Source organism: Psychrobacter sp. TWP2-1-2 (assembly GCF_049896785.1).
Taxonomy (GTDB): Bacteria; Pseudomonadota; Gammaproteobacteria; order Pseudomonadales; family Moraxellaceae; genus Psychrobacter.
In genome coordinates this window covers 86788-108769 of sequence record NZ_JAFCVA010000008.1, presented here as the reverse complement: position 1 = coordinate 108769, position 21982 = coordinate 86788, and the positions used below count along the sequence as shown (strand labels likewise).

The following is a 21982-nucleotide window of genomic DNA, read 5'->3' as shown; positions in this document are numbered from 1 at the left end:
TATTTAATATCGACGCTTGCCCTTGTAGTCTACGGCTAATAACAGTGTTTTTATAAAAATTCATATAAAACTATTGGTATAAGTTATTTTTAACCCTTTATTTCAATAAATTTTTGCTAAGGAGCACACATGGCAGGTGCCAGTTTATTAACCCTACTTGATGATATCAGTGTGATATTGGATGATGTTTCCGTCATGACCAAAGTCGCTGCTAAAAAAACCGCTGGTGTATTGGGCGATGATTTGGCGCTCAACGCAGAACAGGTCACGGGTGTCAAAGCCAATCGTGAGCTTCCAGTGGTCTGGGCGGTCGCCAAAGGCTCATTTATTAATAAACTTATTCTAGTACCAGCGGCACTCTTGATTAGTGCTGTTTATCCACCGCTGGTCACTTTTTTACTAATGTGTGGTGGTTTGTTTTTGGTTTATGAAGGCGCTGAAAAAGTCATTCATCGATTTTGGCCGCATGCTTTGCCGCATGATGAGGAGCAAAATGCTCGTCGGCAAGCCAATGCTGATGAGACTATAGATTTGGTCGCTTTTGAAAAGGAAAAGATCAAAGGTGCAGTACGTACGGATTTTATTCTGTCAGCTGAGATTATCGTGATTGCCTTGGGATCAACGGCAAGCGCCACTTTATTAGAACGAAGCTTGGTGCTATCTATTTTAGCCATCGGTATTACGATTGGTATTTATGGCTTGGTCGCTGGTATCGTGAAAATAGACGATGCAGGTCTGCATTTAATGGAACAAGAAGGGGCGTTCAAGCAAAAATTGGGCAAGTTAATGTTTGCAGCGGCACCAAAACTGATGAAGTTTCTATCTATCGCTGGCACGTTGGCGATGTTTTTAGTAGGCGGTGGTATCTTAGTACACGGTATCGGCTTCTTACATCATGGAGTAGAGGATATCGCTGATTTAACGGGTATCTTTGAAAGCTTAACGACAACGGTATTAAATGGCGTCATTGGTTTTATCATTGGCGCTGCGGTTGTGGCTATCTTGACAGTTATTAGTAAAATTCGTGGAAAGGACGACACAGCGTCATCTGCACACTAAGTCAATTACCTGTGCTTTAGCTTTATATTGATTGTAATTTTATTTCGTAAAAAAGCCCCAAAGTTGCTAACAACTTTGGGGCTTTTACGTTGGACGTTATACGATTAGCTTTCGCTATCTGAGTCATCAGCCTCTAGCTTTTCAGCTTGCGTGGGCTTTTTATGCTCCGTTTTAGGCTTACGGCTACGTGCCTTTGGTACTTTTGGCGTGGTCAAATTAAACATACCAGTTTGCGGCAGCAGTTGTTCAGCCACATTTTCAATCATGTTTTTATAACTGGCAATCGTGGTTTTTGATTTAGCAGCCTGACTGTCGTCTTTGCCTGCTTCTTTGGTATTGGTAGGTTGCTCTACCTTAGGCTCATCTGCTGGCTTAGTTTTTTCAACGTCAGCTTCTTGAGTATTAGCCTCTTGAATTTCAGCAGCTTCGCTATCGTCATGTGCCCCGTCAATCTTTTCAGCTGCTACGTGCTTAACAATCACAGTGCCTTCATTCGACGGCTCGTTAGTTGCTTCTACTAGCGCTTGATCTGCTTCTAACAACTGCTCGCTATGAGCACTGATATTATCAGCCTGAGCTTGATTGGCTAGAGTATTTGCCTCAACATTATGAGCATCCACATTGTTATCATCATGTTCAATAACCGCTTGCTCAGTATCAGCCGCTTGTTCGGTCGGTAGACTCAACACTGCGGGCTCCTGATAACTAGGATGTTGACCACGTGGATCGTTGCCAGCACGCTTACCAATGGCGCGTGGTTCGACGTCTGTTTTACCTTGCGTTGCCGCAAACTGACTGACCGCTTGTGTCATCGTTTCAAAGCGCGTCAGGTAATCTGCCGCCAATGGCTGATAGCCATAGTTGCTAAAGTCGAAATTGCTATCCTCAACTTTGGTATCAGCAGTCGGTGTGACGCTCGTTTCAATGTTGGCTGATTTGTTAGCTGATTTTGCTTGCTGCGTATGTGCATCGATAGCAGCAATAAAGCAACTAATGACACCGTCATTTTTCAAACGACTTTCTGCATCTGTTAATGCTTTACGAACAAAATCACCAACGGTGCCACGAATAGTCGATGGGCTTACCACTGCAGGCTCAGCTACTGGTGGTTGTTGAGTTGCTTGCACTTGCTGACTACGAACCACACGTGGATCATTACTAGCCTGACCAAACTTCTCAGCAGTCACGTAGCGTTTGGCAAATAATGCTTCGTGCGTTAGTGCCAGTGCTGAGTTGTTCTTATCATTTGCGCTATGACTGTCATTGGCATTGCTAACATCGGCGTCACTGTCGGTAGTAGCGTCAACAGTGTCACTATTCGCTTTTTCTGTGGATTCTGATTCGGGCTGCTTTGGTGCTATTGCTACGCTGTCCACGTCGGTATCCACAGATTTTGAATGGTCAGCTTGGTCTTTGGTAGCGCTGTTAGATGTTGGTTGCTCATCTATAGCAGGTTTTTTGACAGTAGCGTTACTGTCTGTTTTCGGGGCATTATTTTGTCCCTTGTCCTCAGTGGTGTTAACGTTAACATCATCAACATTAACATCATGAATTGCTACAGTGCCTTCGTTGTTACCCTTAACAGCAGCTGTTTCAGGAGCAACTTTTTTGTCATTGCTCTGCTGATTGTCACTTTGCTGTGTACTAGCTTCTTTTTTACTGCTTTCTTTATTAACATCATTTACTGACTTTTGCTTTTCAGTAGACTGAGGTTTTGTCTGTGTAGACTTACTGTCATCTAGAGACAAGTGCACGACTTCTGGCGATTTCAGATCAACGGCTGCTTCATTGACCTGTAGCACGACTTCATTAGGATCTTGATTTCGACGCGTATTCGAGTGATTTTTTCGGCCGTTTGCACCTGTCGTCGCTTGCTGATTGGGTTGCTTAATATTTTCAGCTGTTAGTGTCTCGCCGCGCTCTAACTTGCCACGTGAGCCGCGTTGACTATGCGATTTACGCTTCGCACGAGTTTGCTCATCTGCCGTATTACTGTCTTTATCAGCATCATCATTGCGCTCGTTTGTATGGTGGCTACTGTCTTGACGACTGCTGTTTTGCTGGTTATTGTCTTGACGATTGTTGCGGTTGCGCTCATTCGTGCGTCTGGTATCCTGCTGACGTTTGTTTTGATTGTCAGCCTGCTTGTCATCAGCGTTATTTGCCGCACTATTTACGGCATTGTTCTCGGTATCAACGCTTGCTTCATTGCTCGACTCTTCTGCCTGATCTTTTCTTTGACGAGGTTTAGAAGATCTAGATTTACGTGGCTTACGTCTTCTTTTATCTTCATTACTGCTATCATCATCGGTGTCGCTGTCTGAGCTACGACGCGCTTGTTGACGATTGGCATTTTTGTCGGACGGTTGTTCGTTATTTTTCTGACTGTTCTGCTGATTTGCTGGTACGTTGTTCGATGCACCCGTTGATATATTACTCAGGGCACTGCTATCAACTTGTCCAAATGAGCCTAAGCTTTGTGCGCCATTATTTACTAGTGCTTCAATGGCTTCTGCTGCATCACGACTACTGACGCTAGGCGTCGTTGAGGCTTGTGGTGCTTGCGTAAATAGGTTTGATAACCACGCCACTGCTTGTGGCTGAGCTGCTGTCTCAACATGTGCAGGAGCTGTAGTTGCTGCTACTGGAGCAACAGGGGCAGGGGCTGCCACACTCTGGTTGTTGTTTGCTTGTGGCGCGCGCGCCGATGAAACGTTGGTCGTATTTTTATTGTTACGATGGTCGTTGCTGTGTTTGCTATGCTCAGCTGTACTGGTCGATTTGTTTGATTGGTTAGCAGTATTAGTATCATTACTCGCTACCTGACGTGGCTGGCGCGTTGGCTGTTGCTCTGGACGCTCTTTTTCAGCCGTTTGCCAGTCAACTTCATAACCCAAATCGCTATGTTCTTGCGCTGTATCCGTAATACGCTCATAACTTGAAGGCGCAAAGCCATCACGGTTAAAGTGTAGTTTAAAGTTAGGCGACTCTAAATGCGCGTGTGGCAAAATCGTGATACGCGTGCCACTGTCTTGCTCAAGATAAACTAAAGCATCACGTTTTTCGTTTAATAAAAAGGCGGCGATATCTGTTGGAACTTCTGCTTGTACTTCGCCTTGACGCTCTTTTAGCGCGATTTGTTCAATCTGACGCATAATTGATAGTGACAATGAGCGCAAGTCACGAATCATGCCGTTACCATGGCAGCGTGGGCAGATATAACCGGTTGACTCTTCTAGCGATGGACGCAGACGCTGACGGCTCATTTCCATCAAACCAAACTTAGAAATATCACCAAATTGCACGCGTGCACGGTCATATTTGGTGGCATCGATCAGACGTTTTTCGACTTCTTTTTGATGCTTATTGTCATTCATATCAATAAAATCAATGACAATCAAACCACCCATATCACGCAAACGTAGCTGACGAGCAATCTCATCGGCTGCTTCTAAGTTAGTGTGGTAAGCGGTCTCAGCGACATCTGAACCTTTGGTCGACTTGGCTGAGTTGATATCGATAGAGACTAGTGCTTCCGTTTGATCAATAACGATTGAGCCGCCTGATGGCAAACGCACTTCACGTTGATACGCGGTTTCGATTTGCTTTTCGATATTAAAGCGCGAAAACATCGGCTCATAGTCGGTATATTTGCGTAGCTTTTCTGCTTGTTTTGGCATAACCGCATCGATAAAACCCGCCGCTTCGATATAAGCGTTTTCATTATCAATCCAAATCTCAGCGATATCATCACGTAGGTAATCACGAACAGCACGGGTTACGACGCCTGCTTCTTGATGTACCAAGCGCGGCGACGGGTATTTTTGATTTTGTTCTTGAATGGCTTGCCAGATATTCAGCAAGTGGTTTAAATCGTGCTGCAAGTCTTCTTGAGTTTTACCAATACCCGCAGTACGAATGATGACACTCATACCTTTTGGTAAATCAAGATTGCTTAGCATACGCTTCATGTCTTCACGAAGTTTGCCCGAGATTTGACGTGAGATACCGCCGCCACGAGGGTTGTTTGGCATCAATACCAAATAGCGACCTGCTAAAGAGACATACGTCGATAGGGCAGCGCCTTTGTTACCGCGTTCCTCTTTTTCGACTTGGACGATTAATTCATCGCCTTCTTTGATCAGTTTTTTGATATTTTCGTCACGTGGATTACCGCTTAAGTATTCAGCAGAGATTTCACGAATGGGTAAAAAACCTTGGCGCTGTGAGCCGTATTCGACAAACACCGCTTCAAGCGATGGCTCGACACGGGTCACATGACCTTTATATATATTGGATTTTTTTTGTTCACGAGTACGGTTTTCAAGATCGAAATCGTAAAGATGGTTGCCTTTACATAAGGCGACACGAATTTCTTCGTTTTGAGTAGCGTTGATCAAAATGCGTTTCATATTTGTATCCTATGAGTACGCATAACAACGACGAGACGGGCTTTAGAGCGCAATGGCAAGTATGGCTAATATTTAAATTAGCATGGGCAGATGTTAATCAACGATAGAACGTAAATCATGGGTTAATAAAGCACTTGGGCTTTGTCAATGGCTTGTTTTTTACCTAAAGTGTGTTAGCAAAACTAACGTAAATATAAAATTTATAGGGTGTAAGGCTATCTATTTATATCCTATTATTGATAGGTTTGGTACAAATATTAATGCGTCAGCATGCGATTCAGTTTTACTATCAGCAAGCTTTATTGGTAGTCATGCCAGCTTACTTTGTAAGAGCAGGCGACGGGCAATGACGAGATTCAATATACTGATATTCAAAAGGCGTTATGCTGCTGCAATCCATCCATCAAAGTCTAGCAATAATATCGCTGTTATAAATACCATTATATGAAATGGTGATATTCAGCAATTATTTGTTTAGGTAAAGCAATTGGTCACTCTTTATTTATCGTTCTTTCTGGTATAACGTCAATAATATCTTGGGTGTTTTACGGTTAGGTGTCGCGGCTCCGGTGATCAGCGGGGCGTACTTGGCAAACAGAATAAATGACCAAACTATCGGTGTGGTGCTGTATTTATATCTTTTTTATCGTTATCTGTTTGACCACCAATACGTAGGCAGCTATCGATATACTTCTCGATCCTAATGCTAAACAACCCATACTTGCTCAACTACACTTGCGTAAAGGACCGCCAGATAACCAGTCATTAAATCATGAATAATTATCAAATAAAGTCGTTGTCATGCAGGTTGTGAGTCAATGTAGTGTCATTATCGGTCAATAAACAGGCATTTAGCCAAACTTATCAACGCTGAATTTATGAACACAAAGGTATTTAGTGTCACTATTAATTCTATGGTACTGAGTAAAGTCAGTACGATACTTTCATTTTACAATTTATGGGGACATATCTATAAATATCTACAAGTGATATTTCTAAACAGATACTGCGCCCTAAAATCCGATTAAACATACAATGTTGGCAGGGTATACCGCTAATACCTTTTCACTAAAAGTTCGTAAAAATGGTAATGCACTATTTAGAACAACAACAACGATTATTGCTGCAGTCTCTGCTTAATTGTCGCTCAACATGCTAAACTATAGCAAATCTTTCTGTAAATACCTAACTAAAAATGACGAAGCCAAAAATGACTGACGACGCACCTACCCATGAAGCCCCTGCTATTTTTAATAGTAAAACACGCCCGCAAAGCGCTGATGATGAAATCAGCAACTTTGGTAAGGTAAATTATCTTGAAGTAACCCGCCATCAACACGATCAGCGCTTGGATAATTTCTTACTGAACCGTTTAAAAGGTTTGCCAAAACCGCATATCTATAAAATGATTCGCTCAGATGAGATTCGGGTCAATAATAAACGCTGCAAAGCGCACGATAGAGTACAGCGTGAAGACGTGGTACGTATCGCGCCAGTGGTACTTGCTACCCGCGAAAAACCAATTATCAGTGCCGAGTTTGCTAAAAACTTGTTAGCGCGCGTAGTGTATGAAGACGAAGGAATGCTAGTGCTGAATAAGCCTTCTGGCATCGCCGTTCACGGTGGTAGTGGTTTGGACTTTGGTGTTATCGAAGCCATGCGTGAAGTGACAGGTAAAAAATACCTAGAGCTGATACATCGCATTGATAAAGATACCTCAGGTCTATTGATGATTTCTAAAAAACGCTCAGCGCTAAAAGCGTTGCAACAGCATCTTGTCGATAAAACCATCCAGAAGCATTACTTATGTATCGCCAAAGGTCAGCCAGCATTAAATGAGCAACGCATTGATGCGTCATTACTACGCTATACAGTTGCTAGTGGTGAACGCCGCGTCAAAGTAGATGCGCAAGATCCGCAATCTAAGGAAAGCCAGACGGATATCGTCGTTCATGGTCGTTTTATGATTGCTGATCAGCCAGTGAGTTTAATTGAAGCCAAACCGCTAACCGGTCGCACTCATCAAATCCGTGTGCATTTGGCGCATATTGGTCACGCTATCTTGGGTGATGATAAATATAATGTGCACGATAAATCAGGCGTCCATCGCCTGTGTCTGCATGCGTGGCGTTTAGACATTCCAGGCTATGAAACTATTACTGCACCGCTACCAGATGACATGGCAGATTGGTTGCCAGAGCAAGTTAAATTGCCTGAATAAGTCGCCAAATAAAATTTTTAAGCATTAACTTTAAACGTCACGAACGCTTATTTTTCTTAATAAGTCGCCGTGACGTTTTCGTATCTACCATTTATTATTGATATTCGTTAAGGTCTATTTATGAGCAATCAATCTGTCGCTAGTATCTCTAGCGCTTCCAAAGGAACTCAGTTATCAGCCAGTCATCGTTTAGCGGACAAGACGCTGATTATTTTTGATTGGGATGGGACGCTGATGGATTCCATTGGATTAATCGTTGAGTCAATGCATGTGGCAGGAGAGGCGCATGGTTTTCAGACGACCGATAAAGCAGTACAAGACATCATTGGGCTGAGCTTAATGAATGGCATTGAGATTTTGTATCCGCAAGCCAATGACACGCAAAAGCTTGCGATTCAGCAAAGCTATGCAGACCACTATATTGCCAACAGCCACAGTACACCGCTTTTTGCGCCGATAGAAGGGATGTTGCAGACCCTACAAGCCCAAGGGAAAAGCCTCGCGGTTGCAACTGGTAAAAAGCGAAAGGGCTTAGACCGCGTATTAGATGCTTCAGAGAGCCACCATTATTTTGTGATGACCCGCTGTGCCGATGAGGCAGGCTCAAAACCTGATCCGCAGATGTTGACCGATATTTTGGATTATACGCAGCAGCAAATCGCCGATGCTGTTTTCATCGGTGACAGTATCTACGATATCCAAATGGCAACGAGACTGGGCATGACCAGTGTTGCGGTGAATTATGGTACAGCATCACCTGCAGAGCTCGCCGCACAGCAACCCACGTATCAGGTTGACACGCCACAAGCATTGGCTGAGCTACTATGCACTTAACTAAAAGCACTTAAATAAAAGCACTTAAATAAAAATATTTTTAAATGCTAAAAAATGATAATAAAGAAAGGGTTTATCGATAATAACGATAAACCCTTTTTACTTGGAGACGATGATATTTGTTTGTTTTATTTTTGAGCACTATCCTTATTGAGTGCTATCCTTCTGAGTACTTTCCTTTTCAATAGCGTCTTTTTCGATGTTATCTTTTTCGATCGCTTCTTCCAACTCAGCGCCTTCTAGTAACGCAAAAGAGGATTCAATGATTTTGTCTGCATCGAGCTGATACTCATACCAGTTGCCCATGACACCAGCCAGCTCATCAAGGCCTTCTTTTCTTAGTGCTGAAAATAGCTGAATGCTACAGTTCAATCCCAGTTCTTTCAGTCTTTTACGAGTATTAAGTAACGCATTTTTAGATGCGCCATACTTTAGCTTATCTGCTTTGGTTAACAAGATATGCACTGGCAATTCGCCATCATTTGCCCAACGTAGCATTTGCTCGTCAAAGAATTTCAATGGATGACGAATATCAGTCATGAGCACCAAACCTGCAAGGCTTGAGCGCGCCACCAAGTATTCTTCTAGCTCAACCTGCCATTCTTTTTTCATCTCAAGCGGTACCGCTGCGTAGCCATAACCTGGTAAATCCACCAAACGTCTATCAGCATCACCAATACTAAAAAAGTTAATCATCTGTGTACGACCAGGCGTTTTAGATGAGCGTGCGAGTTGGCGTTGGTTGGTTAAGGCATTAATAGCAGAGGATTTACCTGCGTTTGAGCGTCCTGCAAAGGCAACTTCTAAGCCCATATCGGGTGGGCAGAGACGAAAAGTAGGCGCTGACATCATAAACTCAGTTTGCTGAATTTTTTGACGAGATTTAGTGTTGAACAATGCATGTTCGGCGGCGACATCAGTAAACGGGGTACTCATAAATGGCTCATTAATCTTTAAGAAATTGGATACGGTTATAAAATTTTAATCAACTGGTTGTCGAGAAGACAGTGCATTAGACAAAAAATCGTTACGAAGTTATTCATCATAACTTTCAATGTTTATTGGTCATAAACACAGTCATTTCAAGTTATCGACTATTCTATACTATTACTTATCTTACTTATCTTACTTATCTTACTTATCTTACTTATCTTACTTATCTTACTTATTGAAATAACTATGATTAGCATCACATAAATGACAGAATACCATTAAAATAAGCGCTCATTAGAGCAAGTTGCCGCTTTTATTCATGCGTTACCAAAGCCAAACTATATTTATCTATATTTATACGACATACATTGTTACAATGTTTAATAAGATATATTGAACGAACGACGTTTAATAGCAAGATTGATTAAACGAGAGAAGCATCAAAAGGAGGTGTTCTATGGTTTCAATCAATGCACTTTTTAGCCAGACCTATCGAGTTTTAGTAGGTAGCGGAGCGGTATTACTGCTCAGTAGTGCCATCATGACTAGCGCTAATGCTGCTGATATTGCAGCCACCTATGATAACTCATGTGCTGCCTGTCACGATAGTGGGGCGCTGAACGCCATCAAAAAAGGTGATAGTGCCAAATGGCAACAGCTTATCAAACAAAAAAGCATGCCGACACTTATTAATTCTGTTAAAAGTGGTATGACGCAGATGCCTGCTGGTGGTCTTTGTAACAGTTGTAGCGACGATGATTATCGTAAGTTGATTGAGTACATGAGTAAGTGAGACGCTGACCGATAAAGCAACACAATACGACACACTATAAAACAACTTAAAAAAGCGCTGGGGTTTTTAACCTGTAAGCGCTTTTTGTTTTTTGTTGGCATACTTGTCTATGTGTTAGAAAAACTGATGGATGTGACGATTAAGTAGGCAAATGCTACAAAGTCTTGCTATAATAATCGAAAATAAACCCTGATGTTAGTAAGTACTTTCAGACTGCTTGTGGCCAAGACCTTAAAACATATACCTACCTAACCAATAGTAGGGTGGTTTATATAAGGTATCTTATCAGTGCAATCACTCTAAATAATGCTTACGCCGAGCTAGTAGGATTTGTATCAATGAAAAAGTTAATCGCTGCTGCCAGCTTATGCGTTGCAAGTTTCAGCGTACAAGCTGCTATTATTGTTCCTGAGTACGACGTCAATGCCGGTAAGCAAATTGCAGAAACGGTTTGTGCTGCTTGTCATGGTGTTGATGGTGTCAGCGTTGTCCCTGCGCAGCCTAATTTGGGTGGCCAAAACGTAAAATACCTTTACAAGCAGTTGGTCAACTTTAAAGCAGGTTATCGCAAGAACGGTATTATGCAATCACAAGTTGCAAACTTATCGCAGCAAGATTTAGCCAACGTTGCTGGTTATTATGCTAGCCAAGCGCCTTGGGGTGTTGGATTTGGTAATCCTGCGACCAACCAAGAAGCCACTAAGCTATTCTTAGGTGGTGATAAGTCACGCGGTGTCATCGGTTGTGCAGGCTGTCATGGTCCAGATGCTGCTGGTAATACTTGGGCGGCATTTCCACGCTTAGGTGGTCAGCATGCACAGTACATCGCAACTCAGCTAAAACTATTCCGTGCGGCTGGCCGTGTTGATGATGTTGATAGTGATGAGCAAAAACGTGTCAATGATGCTGCGAAAGAAGGCGATATGGGCATGATGCAGACAGTCGCATCGAAACTGTCGGATCGTGATATTCGTATCTTGTCAGATTATATCAGTGCTGTTCACTAATTGATTGATATCAGCTACGAGTGGCTAATGCACGTTACCTCGCTGAAATTAATAAGCACTTGACCATATATCCGCCATTGTTTCATTATTAAACCCCGATTTCGGGGTTTTTTTATAACTGTTCATCCCTTATATTATAGAGACCTTATAGTCACTCCATTATAAAAGAGTCGCTGCATTAATCCCGCTTGAAGTATTGAATAGATATTTGCTTTTGGTTACCTTGTGCATCTTTTAAATTGAATTGACTATATAAAATAAAACTGCTTACAGAGGCCTATCATTGCTCTGTATCATGATAAATTATCGTTATTCACTTTATACCAAACCCACAGACTATGATTAGCGGTGTCAAACTTGTTTCGTCTACAATACGTAGTACGGACACTCGTTTTCCTAGCTATTCTCATTTTTGTGAAAGGTATTAGATCGTTTGGATTTAGATTATGATGATCCGTTATGCTTCTTATTTTATCGCGGCACTGCTACCGCTACTGCTGTTTCGTTGGTTTGCACCAGCATCCATTGGTGAGATTGACTTTTGGTTACTCTGGCTATTGGCTATGGTATTGGTATCCTTGCCCGTTGTTTATGCGGAAATTGCCTTAGCCTACCGTAGTGTTGATGCGCCATTAGCAGGGATGCAAAAGCTTACTCGCGAAGCAGATGCCAGCCCAATATGGCGTAGTTTTGGTTGGCTCGCCGCGCTGGTCTCTATTCTGATTGCGGCGTTAGTGGTCTCAGGCGCGAGCACAGGTATTTTGGCGGCATTGACGGAGCTTAATAGCGCTCCTGCTATACCAGATTTTGTGATCGCTGCTGGCTTGATGGTCATTGCTGTGTTACTCAGTTTATTGGGCGTTGCACCGTTACCGATTGGCCTAGGATTAATGGTGATAGGTTTGTTGCTGGGCGTGGCAAATGGCCTACCCAATATTGACTTTGCGATGACTGATATCAGCTTAAATGAATGGGCGCGTGCAGTCGCGTTAGCGTTGGTTAGTGTGGGTGCAGGCACAGGCTTATACTGGTTTGGTCAAAACTTGGTAACGAACCAAGTGGCAACAGCAGTAGACACAGACAATATCAATGCGCAAAAACCTGCTCGCAGCCGTGCGCCGAGTGAGTATCGGGCAACCAAATTGGTACTCCCGATTTGGATATTACAATTGTTCGTTGGGGTTGTGGCGTTATCTATTAGTGGCATGGCATTGCCACCGATTGGACAGCTATCGTATTGGATAGGGGTGTTATTTGTCGCCAGCTATTTGCTGCATTATAGTACCCAGCAATTAGCGCACAAGTTTGGGCTACTGGTCAGTTTGGTATTAACCTTTGTCTTGGCGCTTTTGTTAGTCGTTATCATACCAACTGTGTGGCTGGTCGGACTTTTAGTGATTATTAGCAGCATAGCGGTATTATTGCTGTCTATCTTTGCGGGTTGGCAGATGAAAATTAGTCATCTGCGTAAGTCATTAAATTTTGGCAATGAAGCGTTTTATAACTTATGGCGAATAGCGATTCGTTTGATTGTGCCACTAGCACTGTTATTGGCATTGATAGGTTGGGTGATGCAGTGGTTGAGTTAACTGCTAATGGCGTTCAATCTGATAATAATTGTGCGCCGTCATCTGAGCAGACCATGCTAATGACTGTTTATTTGGCATATGCTGAAGATGGAAAATGTCAGCATTATTTGACCCTACAAGTTAATGATGAAACAAGTTTGTATGAGGCATTGAGGCAGGCAGGATGGTTGGTGAAATTTCCAGCGTTAGCACGTTGGTGTGAGCAAGTGGCAGATATTACCACGCCAACGGCGAAGCGTTGGCATGTGGGTATCTATGCACAAAAACAGCCGCTCAGCTATCGCTTGCAGCCTTTTGATCGTATCGAAGTATATCGCAGCTTAAGCGCTGATCCCATGTCTCAGCGCAAAAATAAATCTCGAGTTTAAGCGATGTTGCGCCATCTATCATTAAAGCCAGTTGCCGTTCTTGATTATGAGGCAGGCAGGCTTTCGATACCTTCAATACGATTGACCAAACCATTATTATCAAAGTAGATAATTAAGTGCTGACTGGCATTTTTGACGTCAGCAATACCTTTGCGGCTACCTTCTGTCCCTGCTTTGTAATCGTAAATATAATCCCAACGCTTAGGTTCTAAGGTGTCTCTAATAGCTGGGCTACCAAGGATATAGAGAACTTGGTTTTGATTCATACCCACTTGCAGTTTTTGCGCTTGTGCTTGAGTGATGGCAGTGCCTTGTGGCAAATCAATCTTATAAACACTCAATAATGAGCAGCCAGACATAGCGACAGTAGCGCTAAGCATACTGGTTATGACAATCTTGCGTAATACGCTTGTAGGGCTTAACGGACGAAAAGTTAATGTCTTTATCATGGTAAGATGACTCATAAGAAATGAATTAGGCGCAGCCAGAGGTTGTTAATGCGAGTCTGGCCGACAATCTTGGACAAATGATACGTCATTTACTTGCAATTTCCTACCACTTACGACATTATTTACCAAATGCTACCTGAGTCATTTTATTATTTATATTTTAAATTCATAGACTTGCGTTAGGATTATTATAGAAAATAACAGGCTTGGAAATCACGTCAAATCAGCCAGTCTGCTGTTATTAAAATGTTTCATATACTATAAAAAATAATCATTAACGATTATTTATCTCATATTTTTGGTTCTTTATTTGCTAAGACTGTCACAGTCAGAAGGGATATTATGGCTTCTTTTACCAATCAAGATTTACGTAAAGCGGGATTAAAAGTCACTTTACCTCGCATCAAGATTTTAGAGCTACTAGAGAGTGCAGAGTTGCATCATATGAGTGCTGAGGAGGTTTATAAGGCATTGATAGAGCAAGGTGAAGATGTGGGTTTAGCGACTGTCTACCGAGTGCTGACACAGTTTGAACAAGCTGGTATCGTCGAGCGTCATAACTTCGAAAATAATTTATCGGTGTTTGAGATTACCCAAGAAGGCCATCATGACCATTTGGTTTGTGACGTTTGTGGCAAGATTATAGAATTTCATAATGAAGTCATCGAAGAAGAGCAGCTTAAAGTCGCAGAAAAGCATGGATTTAAGTTATCAGGTCATTCATTGGTGCTATACGGTATTTGTAATGACCAAGAGTGTCGGGATAGCATCAAGTAATTTTTTAATAGGTGAGCATGATCTACATTTGATATCGTTTTTATTGCGTTATCGCTATGTATAAAATAGGAAAAGCCCTCATAATAATATGAGGGCTTTCTTATAAGTTTTTATGGCAAAAACGAATAACAACGCTCAAAAGCCATGCTTAACTAATATCTAATGATAAGTTATCCGCACCTTCATCCAGATTGGCGGTGCCATTCTTACTACTGAGTTTGATTTTTAGGCGTAAATCATTAGGAGAGTCAGCATGAAGAATGGCTTCTTTATAGGTGATTTCTCCTTGCTCATATAAGTCAAAAAGAGCCTGATCAAAGGTTTGCATGCCGCTATCCCGCGATCGTGTCATGACATCTTTGATTTCATGAACCTCGCCTTTACGGATATAGTCACTAATCAGCTGTGAGTTCAATAAAATCTCAATAGCCGCACGGCGTCCTTTACCATCAGGAGTTGGGATGAGCTGCTGCGCAATAATGGCTTGCAAGTTGAGCGACAAATCCATAAATAACTGATTGTGGCGACTGGTTTCAAAAAAGTGAATGATACGGTCAATCGCTTGGTTGGCGTTGTTGGCGTGTAAGGTTGCAAACACCAAATGCCCTGTCTCAGCGTATTGGATCGCGTAGCTCATGACTTCACGGTTACGAATCTCACCAATCAAAATAACATCAGGTGCTTGGCGTAACGTGTTTTTTAGCCCTGCCTCAAATGAATGGGTATCGATACCAACTTCACGCTGGGTAATAATACAACCACGATGTTTGTGGACAAACTCGATAGGATCTTCGATGGTAATGATGTGACCATGCGAGTTTTGATTACGGTGTCCGATCATAGAAGCAAGGGTCGTTGATTTACCTGTACCCGTTGCACCCACAAGCAGAATGATACCGCGTTTTTTCATTGCCAACTCTTTTAACGCGGGCGGCAAACGCAACTCTTCGACAGTCGGAATTTTATTCTCAATTTTCCGTAAAATCATCCCTGCCATATCACGCTGTATAAAGGCACTGACCCGAAAACGTGCTTGCTGTGCTTCATCAGCAATGGCAAATTGGCACTCGTTGGTCTCTTCAAACTCTTTTTGCTGGTTGGGTGTCATGACGCCTTTGACCAATCGCATGGTTTGCTCAGCGGTTAAAGGCGTTTTACCAACAGGCAAAATTTTGCCATTCACTTTCATGGAAGGCGCTACATCAGCGGTAATAAAAAGGTCCGAGCCATTTTTATTGATCATTAACTGCAATAGTTTATCAATGTCCATATCGTACCTGCATTCGATGTAAATCGATTAAAAAAGTATTTGAAATCATGTTTTAAAAATCGCCAGTAGCAATAGAAGTAAGGCATATCATGGCTTATGAATGCTTGTATTGTTGACTCACATATCAATCGTCAATCATTATAAGCCAGTGACGCACGATTAATAATATTACAAAAATGCCTCAGGCTGTTTGGCATAAGGACGGGCTACGTCTTTACTAATGGTGCCTTTCGCTACTAGATTTTTGAGTGTTTGATCCAGCGTAATCATACCTTCACCTGCACCTGTTTGGATAGCAGAGTACATTTGAGCGATTTTATTCTCACGTATCAAGTTACGGATAGCAGGTGTGCCGAGCATGATTTCATGTGCTGCTACACGTCCGCCTGCTTGACGACGCAAAAGTGTTTGTGAAATAACGGCTTGTAGTGACTCTGATAGCATCGCCCGAATCATGTCTTTTTCTGCGGCGGGGAATACATCAATGACACGGTCAATGGTCTTGGCGGCAGAGCTGGTATGCAAAGTGCCAAAGACTAAGTGACCTGTTTCTGCGGCGGTCAATGCGAGGCGGATAGTCTCAAGGTCACGTAGCTCACCAACCAAAATTACATCGGGATCCTCACGTAGCGCAGAGCGCAATGCAGGCTCGAAACCTAAGGTATCGCGGTGCACCTCACGTTGGTTAATCAGGCTTTTCTTGGAATCGTGGACAAATTCGATCGGATCTTCAATGGTCAAGATATGCTCTTTACGGCTCTCGTTGATATAGTCAATCATGGCAGCCAGCGTTGTAGACTTACCAGAACCTGTCGGACCCGTGACCAATACCACGCCACGTTTAAAGTCTGACACGCGCTTGAATACATCACCCATACCGAGGTCTTCCATTGTCAAAACTTTGGACGGAATAGTACGAAAGACAGCGCCTGCCCCACGGTTTTGATTGAATGCGTTTACCCGAAAACGTGCTAGATTGGGAATCTCAAAAGAGAAATCCGTCTCATAAAATTCTTCAAAGTCAGCGCGCTGCTTATCATTCATGATGTCATAAATAAGCTGATGCACAACCTGATGAGTCATCTCTGGCATATTAATACGGGTCATTTCACCATCAACACGTATCATTGCTGGCATACCGGCTGAAATATGTAAATCTGATGCTTTATGCTTAACCGTAAAGCGCAGCAAGTCTTCGATGCTTAAATTGTTTTTTTCAGCCATAATCGGATATTCCTATCAATCAATAAGGGTAGGACAAAAGAGCAAAAAAGGGGAGTGATTCTCAATCGATCAACGATCTGATTAAAGTCGGTCACGTTAATAAAGGAGTAGCGATGGTCTTTACCATTACTATTATATTCAGTAGCATATGTTAAACCATGTAACAATATAATAACAATACTACCGCTAATTAACCATCTACTACACCAATAAAATGTAATATTAGTCAATATGAGTGTCGATTTATAGATTGATACTTGTTGAGTTTTTCTATATTAAAAGACATTTATATAAAGTTTAACCATAATTAATAAAAGTTTATTATAGAAGTCATTAAAAATAGAAGTCATTAAAAGTGACTGATTAAAAAATAGATTAAATTATTCTCGTGAGTAATATATGAAAGAAATAGAAAATAACATTGATAGCCAAAATCTGATTGCGAGCTGGCAGCAAGTGAGTAAGCAAATGACTCAAGCGTGTGAGCATGCGGCACGACAAGCAGATAGTGTGACGTTGCTGGCAGTTTCCAAGACCAAACCAGCTGATATGATTGCTACTTTGGCTCAGCAAGGACAGCAGCACTTTGGTGAAAATTATCTGCAAGAAGCCATCGAAAAAATCGATACGCTAAAACGACAGCCAGAAACTAAAGGCATTGTTTGGCATTATATTGGTAGTATCCAGCGCAATAAGACCCGTGATATTGCTGAGCATTTTGATTGGGTACAAACGGTTGAGCGTGACATTATTGCTCAGCGTCTAAACGACCAGCGCCCAGCTGAGCTGCCCCCATTGAATGTATTGATTCAGTTGAATATTGATAACGAAGAAAGCAAATCAGGCTGCCTGCCAGCACAGTTGCCTGATTTGATAACTGCTATCAAGGGGTATGACAGGTTACAGCTGCGTGGTTTGATGATTATTCCTGCTAAGGGAGGTACGGATGCTTTTACCCGTACCAAGCAGTTATTTGATGAGATTAAAGAGACTCATGCAGAGCTAGATGCTTGGGATACACTGAGCATGGGCATGAGCGGTGATATGACAGAGGCGATAGCCAGTGGTTCGACGATGGTGCGCGTTGGTAGCGCCATATTTGGCGCACGAGCTTAAATTTTTATTTATCAGACAGTCTCATCCATTCTGGTCACCAACATCTGAGTAATTTTGAGATTGTCCGTTGCGATAATCTCAAATCGATAATTGGCATACTCGATAGTATCGGTTTTCTTTGGAATCTTGCGTAGCATGTACATCATAAAGCCACTGATGGTTTCATAGTTCTGACTGCGTGGCAGATCAACGATATCTAAAGCGCGTACGACGTCTTCGATAGGAGTCATACCATCGATTAGCCACGAGTTGTCAGTACGTTGAACAATGGGCTGCTCCTCCAAGGTGACAAGCTCCCCCATGACGATACTCATCACATCCTTAAGCGTGATGACACCCACTACCAATCCATACTCATTCACGATGACGGCAAAGTCAGCGCCTGTAGATTTAAACATCTCTAATACTTCAAACAAGGACAAGGTATCAGGAACGAAGAGTGCAGGTTTTAATAGCGCTTTGTCAGTTAAGCTGACCTCCTGCTGGTTAAGAACCAATGCCAAAAAGCTGCGCGACTCTACATAACCAATAATGTGCTCTAGGTCATCTTCCTGACAGACCAAAAACTTGTTATGTGGTTGTTCAATCATCACTTCAACGACTTTTTCAGTGCTCGTTTTGGTATCAAAATAAACAATATTTTCACGTGGATTCATCACCGACGTTACGGTGCGCTCTTGCATGTCAAAGATATTTTCTATCAGATGATGTTCTTGTTTTTTGAGCACACCAGCTTCAGCACCAGCATCCATGACAGCATAAATATCTTCTGGCGTCATATCGTCTTGTCGTATGGTTGAAATACCCAGTAATTCAAAGATGACATTTGCTGCACCATCAAATATCCAAATCACGGGTTTGAATATAAAAATCAATAGCATCATTGGTCGTACGAGACGTACAGCGATAGCTTCAGTGTTTGACATCGCCAATCGTCTGGGCATTAAATCAGCGAGTAGAGAAAACAAACTGGTGATCAGCACAAATGATATGACAGATGACACTGCTTCATTCTTCACCAAAAGCTCTAGATAAGGGCTAATAGCTGACTCACCGACCGCACCAGCTGAGATAGCGACGGCATTCAAAACCACTTGTACGACAGTAATAAAACTGCCAGGGTGCTCTTGCATTTTAAGGACGTCAAATGCGCGGACATCCCCTTCTTTTGCCATGATTTGTAGCTTAATTTTGCGACCAGCAGCGATGGCAATTTCGGCAGCGGATACAAAGGCACTTAGGGCAAGCAATAAAAGAAGAAAGATACTAGCGGTTAGCAAACTCATGACATACTCGGTAAAAAAATATAGGGATTAAAATAATTGAAGTTAAAGAATGAATGGATTAGAAGTACAAAAAGAAAGTATTGTTTATAACAGCTTGGCATTAAAAGTCGGTTTATAGAAACTAAAAAAGCTGGGTAAGCACCCAGCTAATTATAATAAACTTGATTTTTTATAAAAGTATTAAATTAGCCATGTTGCTCGCGTTCTACATAATAAAAGTAGGGCAAGCAACAATGGCTAATCTAATTTAGCCTTTTACGGACCATTTATTCACTAATGGATAACGGCGTTCACGTCCAAAGGCTTTATGGCTAATTTTGGTACCGATTGGCGCTTGTAAACGCTTATATTCGCTATTGTCTACCATCTGGATGACTTTTGCGACCAGTTCAGCGTCAAACCCTTTATTAATAATGTCTTGATAGCCCATATCTTCATCGATGTATGACATTAAGATGCCATCTAATACATCATAGTCAGGCAAGCTGTCTTGGTCTTTTTGGTCTGGGCGTAACTCAGCAGATGGCGGGCGAGTGATGACACGCTCAGGGATGACTGGGGTGTCTTCCAAGCGGTTGCGATAACTGGCCAATTTATAAACCTGCGACTTATAAACGTCTTTTAGCACATTAAAGCCGCCTGCCATATCACCATATAATGTCGAATAGCCGACTGCTAACTCAGACTTATTACCAGTGGTGATGACCAAGTGCCCAAACTTATTGGACAGCGCCATCAGTACCACACCGCGCGCACGCGCTTGGATATTTTCTTCAGTGGTGTCTGCTGGCGATTTGTTAAATAGTGGGGCTAAGGTATGACGGATGCCTTCAACCGCATCAAAAATAGGACAAACCGTATAAGATACATTTAAGCGGCGAGCCTGTGCTTGAGCATCTTCTAGACTAATCTGAGAAGTATATTCATAAGGCATCATCACCGCATATACCTTGTCAGCACCCAAAGCATCAACAGCGATACATAGCGTTAAGGCAGAATCAATACCACCTGATAGCCCAAGGATAATACCAGTGAATCCTGAATGGTTGACATAATCACGCAGGCCAACGACCAGTGCTTGATACATCTCTGACTCACGGCTCAGTGTTAATGGCGCTTTAGTTTGACTATTAAACTTGGCAGTTTTGACGTCTAAAGTGGCAAGAAGTAACTGATTCATAAAACGTGGTGCTTCGTGGGCAACGCTACCATCAGCTTGCACCGCCATAGAACCACCGTCAAATACCAAGTCGTCTTGACCGCCAACGGCGTTGACATAGACGATAGGCAAATTATTCTCACGGCTACGCTTGGCCAGCATCGTTTTACGATTGTCTTGTTTTTCGATCTCAAAAGGTGAGGCGTTCAAGCTAATAATCAGATCAGCACCTTGCTTTTTAAGCTCGGCAATAGGGCCTTTTTCCCACAAGTCTTCACAGATGAGCAGACCGATTGTGATGCCTTTATAGTCAAATAAAACTTGGTTACGACCTTTATCAAAATAACGACGCTCATCAAATACGCCATAATTTGGCAAGATTTGCTTATGATAAAAGCCTTTTTGATGACCATTATGCAAAATAGCAGCAGAGTTGAAAGTACCATGATGGTCGACATGTGGATAACCGACAATCATCACAATGTCATCGATATCACTTAAAGTAGACAAGGCGCTTTTGATGCGACCAGATAAACTTGGGCGTAGTAATAAATCTTGCGGTGGATAACCTAATAAAGCAAGTTCTGGGAAAATAATGACATCCGCACCTTGCTCGCGAGCTTGCAATGCGAGTGCACGCATTTTTTCAGCATTGGCAGTGATATCACCAACCAAAAAATGCGACTGAGCCAATGCAAAAGTAACGGTTTCTTGGGTTTTATTGGTCTTACTGGCCTCAGTTGAGGGAGTGATATTGGGATTATCATTGTCTTTTGACATTGTTATTGTTCCTATCGATATATGGTTTAAAATTTGTTGGGTCGTTGTTGATTTAAAATAAAATCAAAGTAGGTCCGAAATTCACTCAAAATAGCACTCTGTCATATCGAATTCTAATAGTGAACCGAGATGATGAGCTTGCTTACGCACAGTATCCAACGTTGTAACGCCCCTCTACAGGTTTGATCTTATGATAGTCTATAGAAGGACGATGAAAGAGGGCTGTAGCGCATCGTCTGAAAAATGTTATATATGTAGAATGATCCAAATAAATAAGAACAAACGAATTTAATGCTATTAAAAAGCTTAAAATAATTGCTTTAGTATAGCATCAATTATCGTTGCAAATAGAACGCGCCAGTGAATTACCTTTCAATAGGTCAGTTTACAGTATGAATGTAAAATATCCTTTTAGTGCATTGTTTTTACATGTTAAATCTATGTGTCAACTTCTATCTATTAATGTCATCATCTAGTAAGCTTATACAGAGAAAGTTGTAAGTAAAGATTACAACATATCGTTATATCATTATCATATTTTGCGGCATAATAAGCCGTGATAATCGCTTGATATTTATCTTGCGTTAGTCAAAACTATCGTCCGTAAGTATGTTACGGTATGCTACGATTTGATGCTCTCAAAGCAGGTTTACTGGTACGGATTGTTTACACCCCTCGCTAATGAATACCGCTAATGGACAGGGT

General features: G+C 42.0%; 16 protein-coding genes. 9 read left to right on the top strand and 7 right to left on the bottom strand.

Annotation, left to right across the window (positions count from 1 at the left end; all coding sequences use genetic code 11):
- Positions 1–129 precede the first annotated feature (129 nt).
- Entirely contained in the window at positions 130–1059 is a 930-nt protein-coding gene (locus ACP7AE_RS09185; protein WP_087814859.1) for a DUF808 domain-containing protein, read from the top strand.
- A gap of 104 nt (positions 1060–1163) precedes the next feature.
- Here the strand turns inward: ACP7AE_RS09185 and ACP7AE_RS09180 are convergent, their stop codons facing one another.
- Positions 1164–5471, bottom strand: a complete 4308-nt coding sequence (locus tag ACP7AE_RS09180) for an Rne/Rng family ribonuclease (protein WP_426242669.1) — start codon at positions 5469–5471, stop codon at positions 1164–1166.
- A 1210-nt stretch (positions 5472–6681) separates the two neighbouring features.
- Between ACP7AE_RS09180 and ACP7AE_RS09175 the strand changes: the two genes are divergently transcribed.
- Positions 6682–7692 carry an RluA family pseudouridine synthase gene (locus tag ACP7AE_RS09175; RefSeq protein WP_201539849.1) on the top strand — a complete coding sequence of 337 codons (1011 nt, stop codon included), beginning with the start codon at positions 6682–6684 and terminating at the stop codon, positions 7690–7692.
- A 120-nt stretch (positions 7693–7812) separates the two neighbouring features.
- A complete protein-coding gene (locus tag ACP7AE_RS09170) occupies positions 7813–8526 on the top strand; it encodes an HAD-IA family hydrolase (protein ID WP_201539848.1) in 714 nt (237 codons plus the stop codon).
- 147 nt (positions 8527–8673) lie between these two features.
- On the opposite strand, the gene yihA is transcribed toward ACP7AE_RS09170, so the two are convergent.
- Complete coding sequence (gene yihA, locus ACP7AE_RS09165) at positions 8674–9462, bottom strand: ribosome biogenesis GTP-binding protein YihA/YsxC (RefSeq protein ID WP_201539847.1); 789 nt, start codon at positions 9460–9462, stop codon at positions 8674–8676.
- A 454-nt stretch (positions 9463–9916) separates the two neighbouring features.
- On the opposite strand from yihA, the gene ACP7AE_RS09160 reads away from it, so the two are divergent.
- The 4 genes from ACP7AE_RS09160 (at position 9917) to ACP7AE_RS09145 (ending at position 13216) form a co-directional block, all read left to right on the top strand.
- Entirely contained in the window at positions 9917–10252 is a 336-nt protein-coding gene (locus ACP7AE_RS09160; RefSeq protein ID WP_109592356.1) for a c-type cytochrome, read from the top strand.
- Between the two features lie 338 nt (positions 10253–10590).
- Positions 10591–11259 carry a c-type cytochrome gene (locus tag ACP7AE_RS09155; RefSeq protein WP_045443487.1) on the top strand — a complete coding sequence of 223 codons (669 nt, stop codon included), beginning with the start codon at positions 10591–10593 and terminating at the stop codon, positions 11257–11259.
- Between the two features lie 446 nt (positions 11260–11705).
- Complete coding sequence (locus ACP7AE_RS09150; protein WP_201539846.1) at positions 11706–12848, top strand: hypothetical protein; 1143 nt, start codon at positions 11706–11708, stop codon at positions 12846–12848.
- Positions 12836–13216, top strand: a complete 381-nt coding sequence (locus ACP7AE_RS09145) for an RnfH family protein (protein ID WP_227676383.1) — start codon at positions 12836–12838, stop codon at positions 13214–13216. Before ACP7AE_RS09150 ends, ACP7AE_RS09145 begins: the two co-directional genes overlap by 13 nt.
- A 44-nt stretch (positions 13217–13260) precedes the next feature.
- Here ACP7AE_RS09145 and ACP7AE_RS09140 read toward each other — a convergent pair whose 3' ends face one another.
- Positions 13261–13680, bottom strand: coding sequence for an outer membrane protein assembly factor BamE (locus ACP7AE_RS09140; protein ID WP_045443819.1), 420 nt, complete (start codon positions 13678–13680; stop codon positions 13261–13263).
- Positions 13681–14007: 327 nt separating this feature from the next.
- Between ACP7AE_RS09140 and fur the strand changes: the two genes are divergently transcribed.
- Positions 14008–14442, top strand: a complete 435-nt coding sequence (gene fur / locus ACP7AE_RS09135; RefSeq protein WP_045443492.1) for a ferric iron uptake transcriptional regulator — start codon at positions 14008–14010, stop codon at positions 14440–14442.
- A 148-nt stretch (positions 14443–14590) separates the two neighbouring features.
- Here the strand turns inward: fur and ACP7AE_RS09130 are convergent, their stop codons facing one another.
- Together ACP7AE_RS09130 and ACP7AE_RS09125 are read right to left on the bottom strand one after the other, a co-directional pair.
- A complete protein-coding gene (locus ACP7AE_RS09130) occupies positions 14591–15712 on the bottom strand; it encodes a PilT/PilU family type 4a pilus ATPase (protein WP_055123483.1) in 1122 nt (373 codons plus the stop codon).
- 168 nt (positions 15713–15880) lie between these two features.
- Positions 15881–16936 (bottom strand): type IV pilus twitching motility protein PilT, encoded by a 1056-nt coding sequence (locus tag ACP7AE_RS09125; RefSeq protein ID WP_045443495.1) that lies wholly within the window; start codon positions 16934–16936, stop codon positions 15881–15883.
- 399 nt (positions 16937–17335) lie between these two features.
- Between ACP7AE_RS09125 and ACP7AE_RS09120 the strand changes: the two genes are divergently transcribed.
- Positions 17336–18052 carry a YggS family pyridoxal phosphate-dependent enzyme gene (locus ACP7AE_RS09120; protein ID WP_426242665.1) on the top strand — a complete coding sequence of 239 codons (717 nt, stop codon included), beginning with the start codon at positions 17336–17338 and terminating at the stop codon, positions 18050–18052.
- Between the two features lie 11 nt (positions 18053–18063).
- Here the strand turns inward: ACP7AE_RS09120 and ACP7AE_RS09115 are convergent, their stop codons facing one another.
- Together ACP7AE_RS09115 and ACP7AE_RS09110 are read right to left on the bottom strand one after the other, a co-directional pair.
- Positions 18064–19338 carry a hemolysin family protein gene (locus ACP7AE_RS09115; RefSeq protein WP_055123481.1) on the bottom strand — a complete coding sequence of 425 codons (1275 nt, stop codon included), beginning with the start codon at positions 19336–19338 and terminating at the stop codon, positions 18064–18066.
- A gap of 247 nt (positions 19339–19585) precedes the next feature.
- The gene (locus ACP7AE_RS09110; RefSeq protein ID WP_426242663.1) at positions 19586–21277 is read right to left on the bottom strand and encodes an NAD+ synthase; all 1692 of its coding nucleotides are present in this window, start codon (positions 21275–21277) and stop codon (positions 19586–19588) included.
- Positions 21278–21982 lie beyond the last annotated feature (705 nt).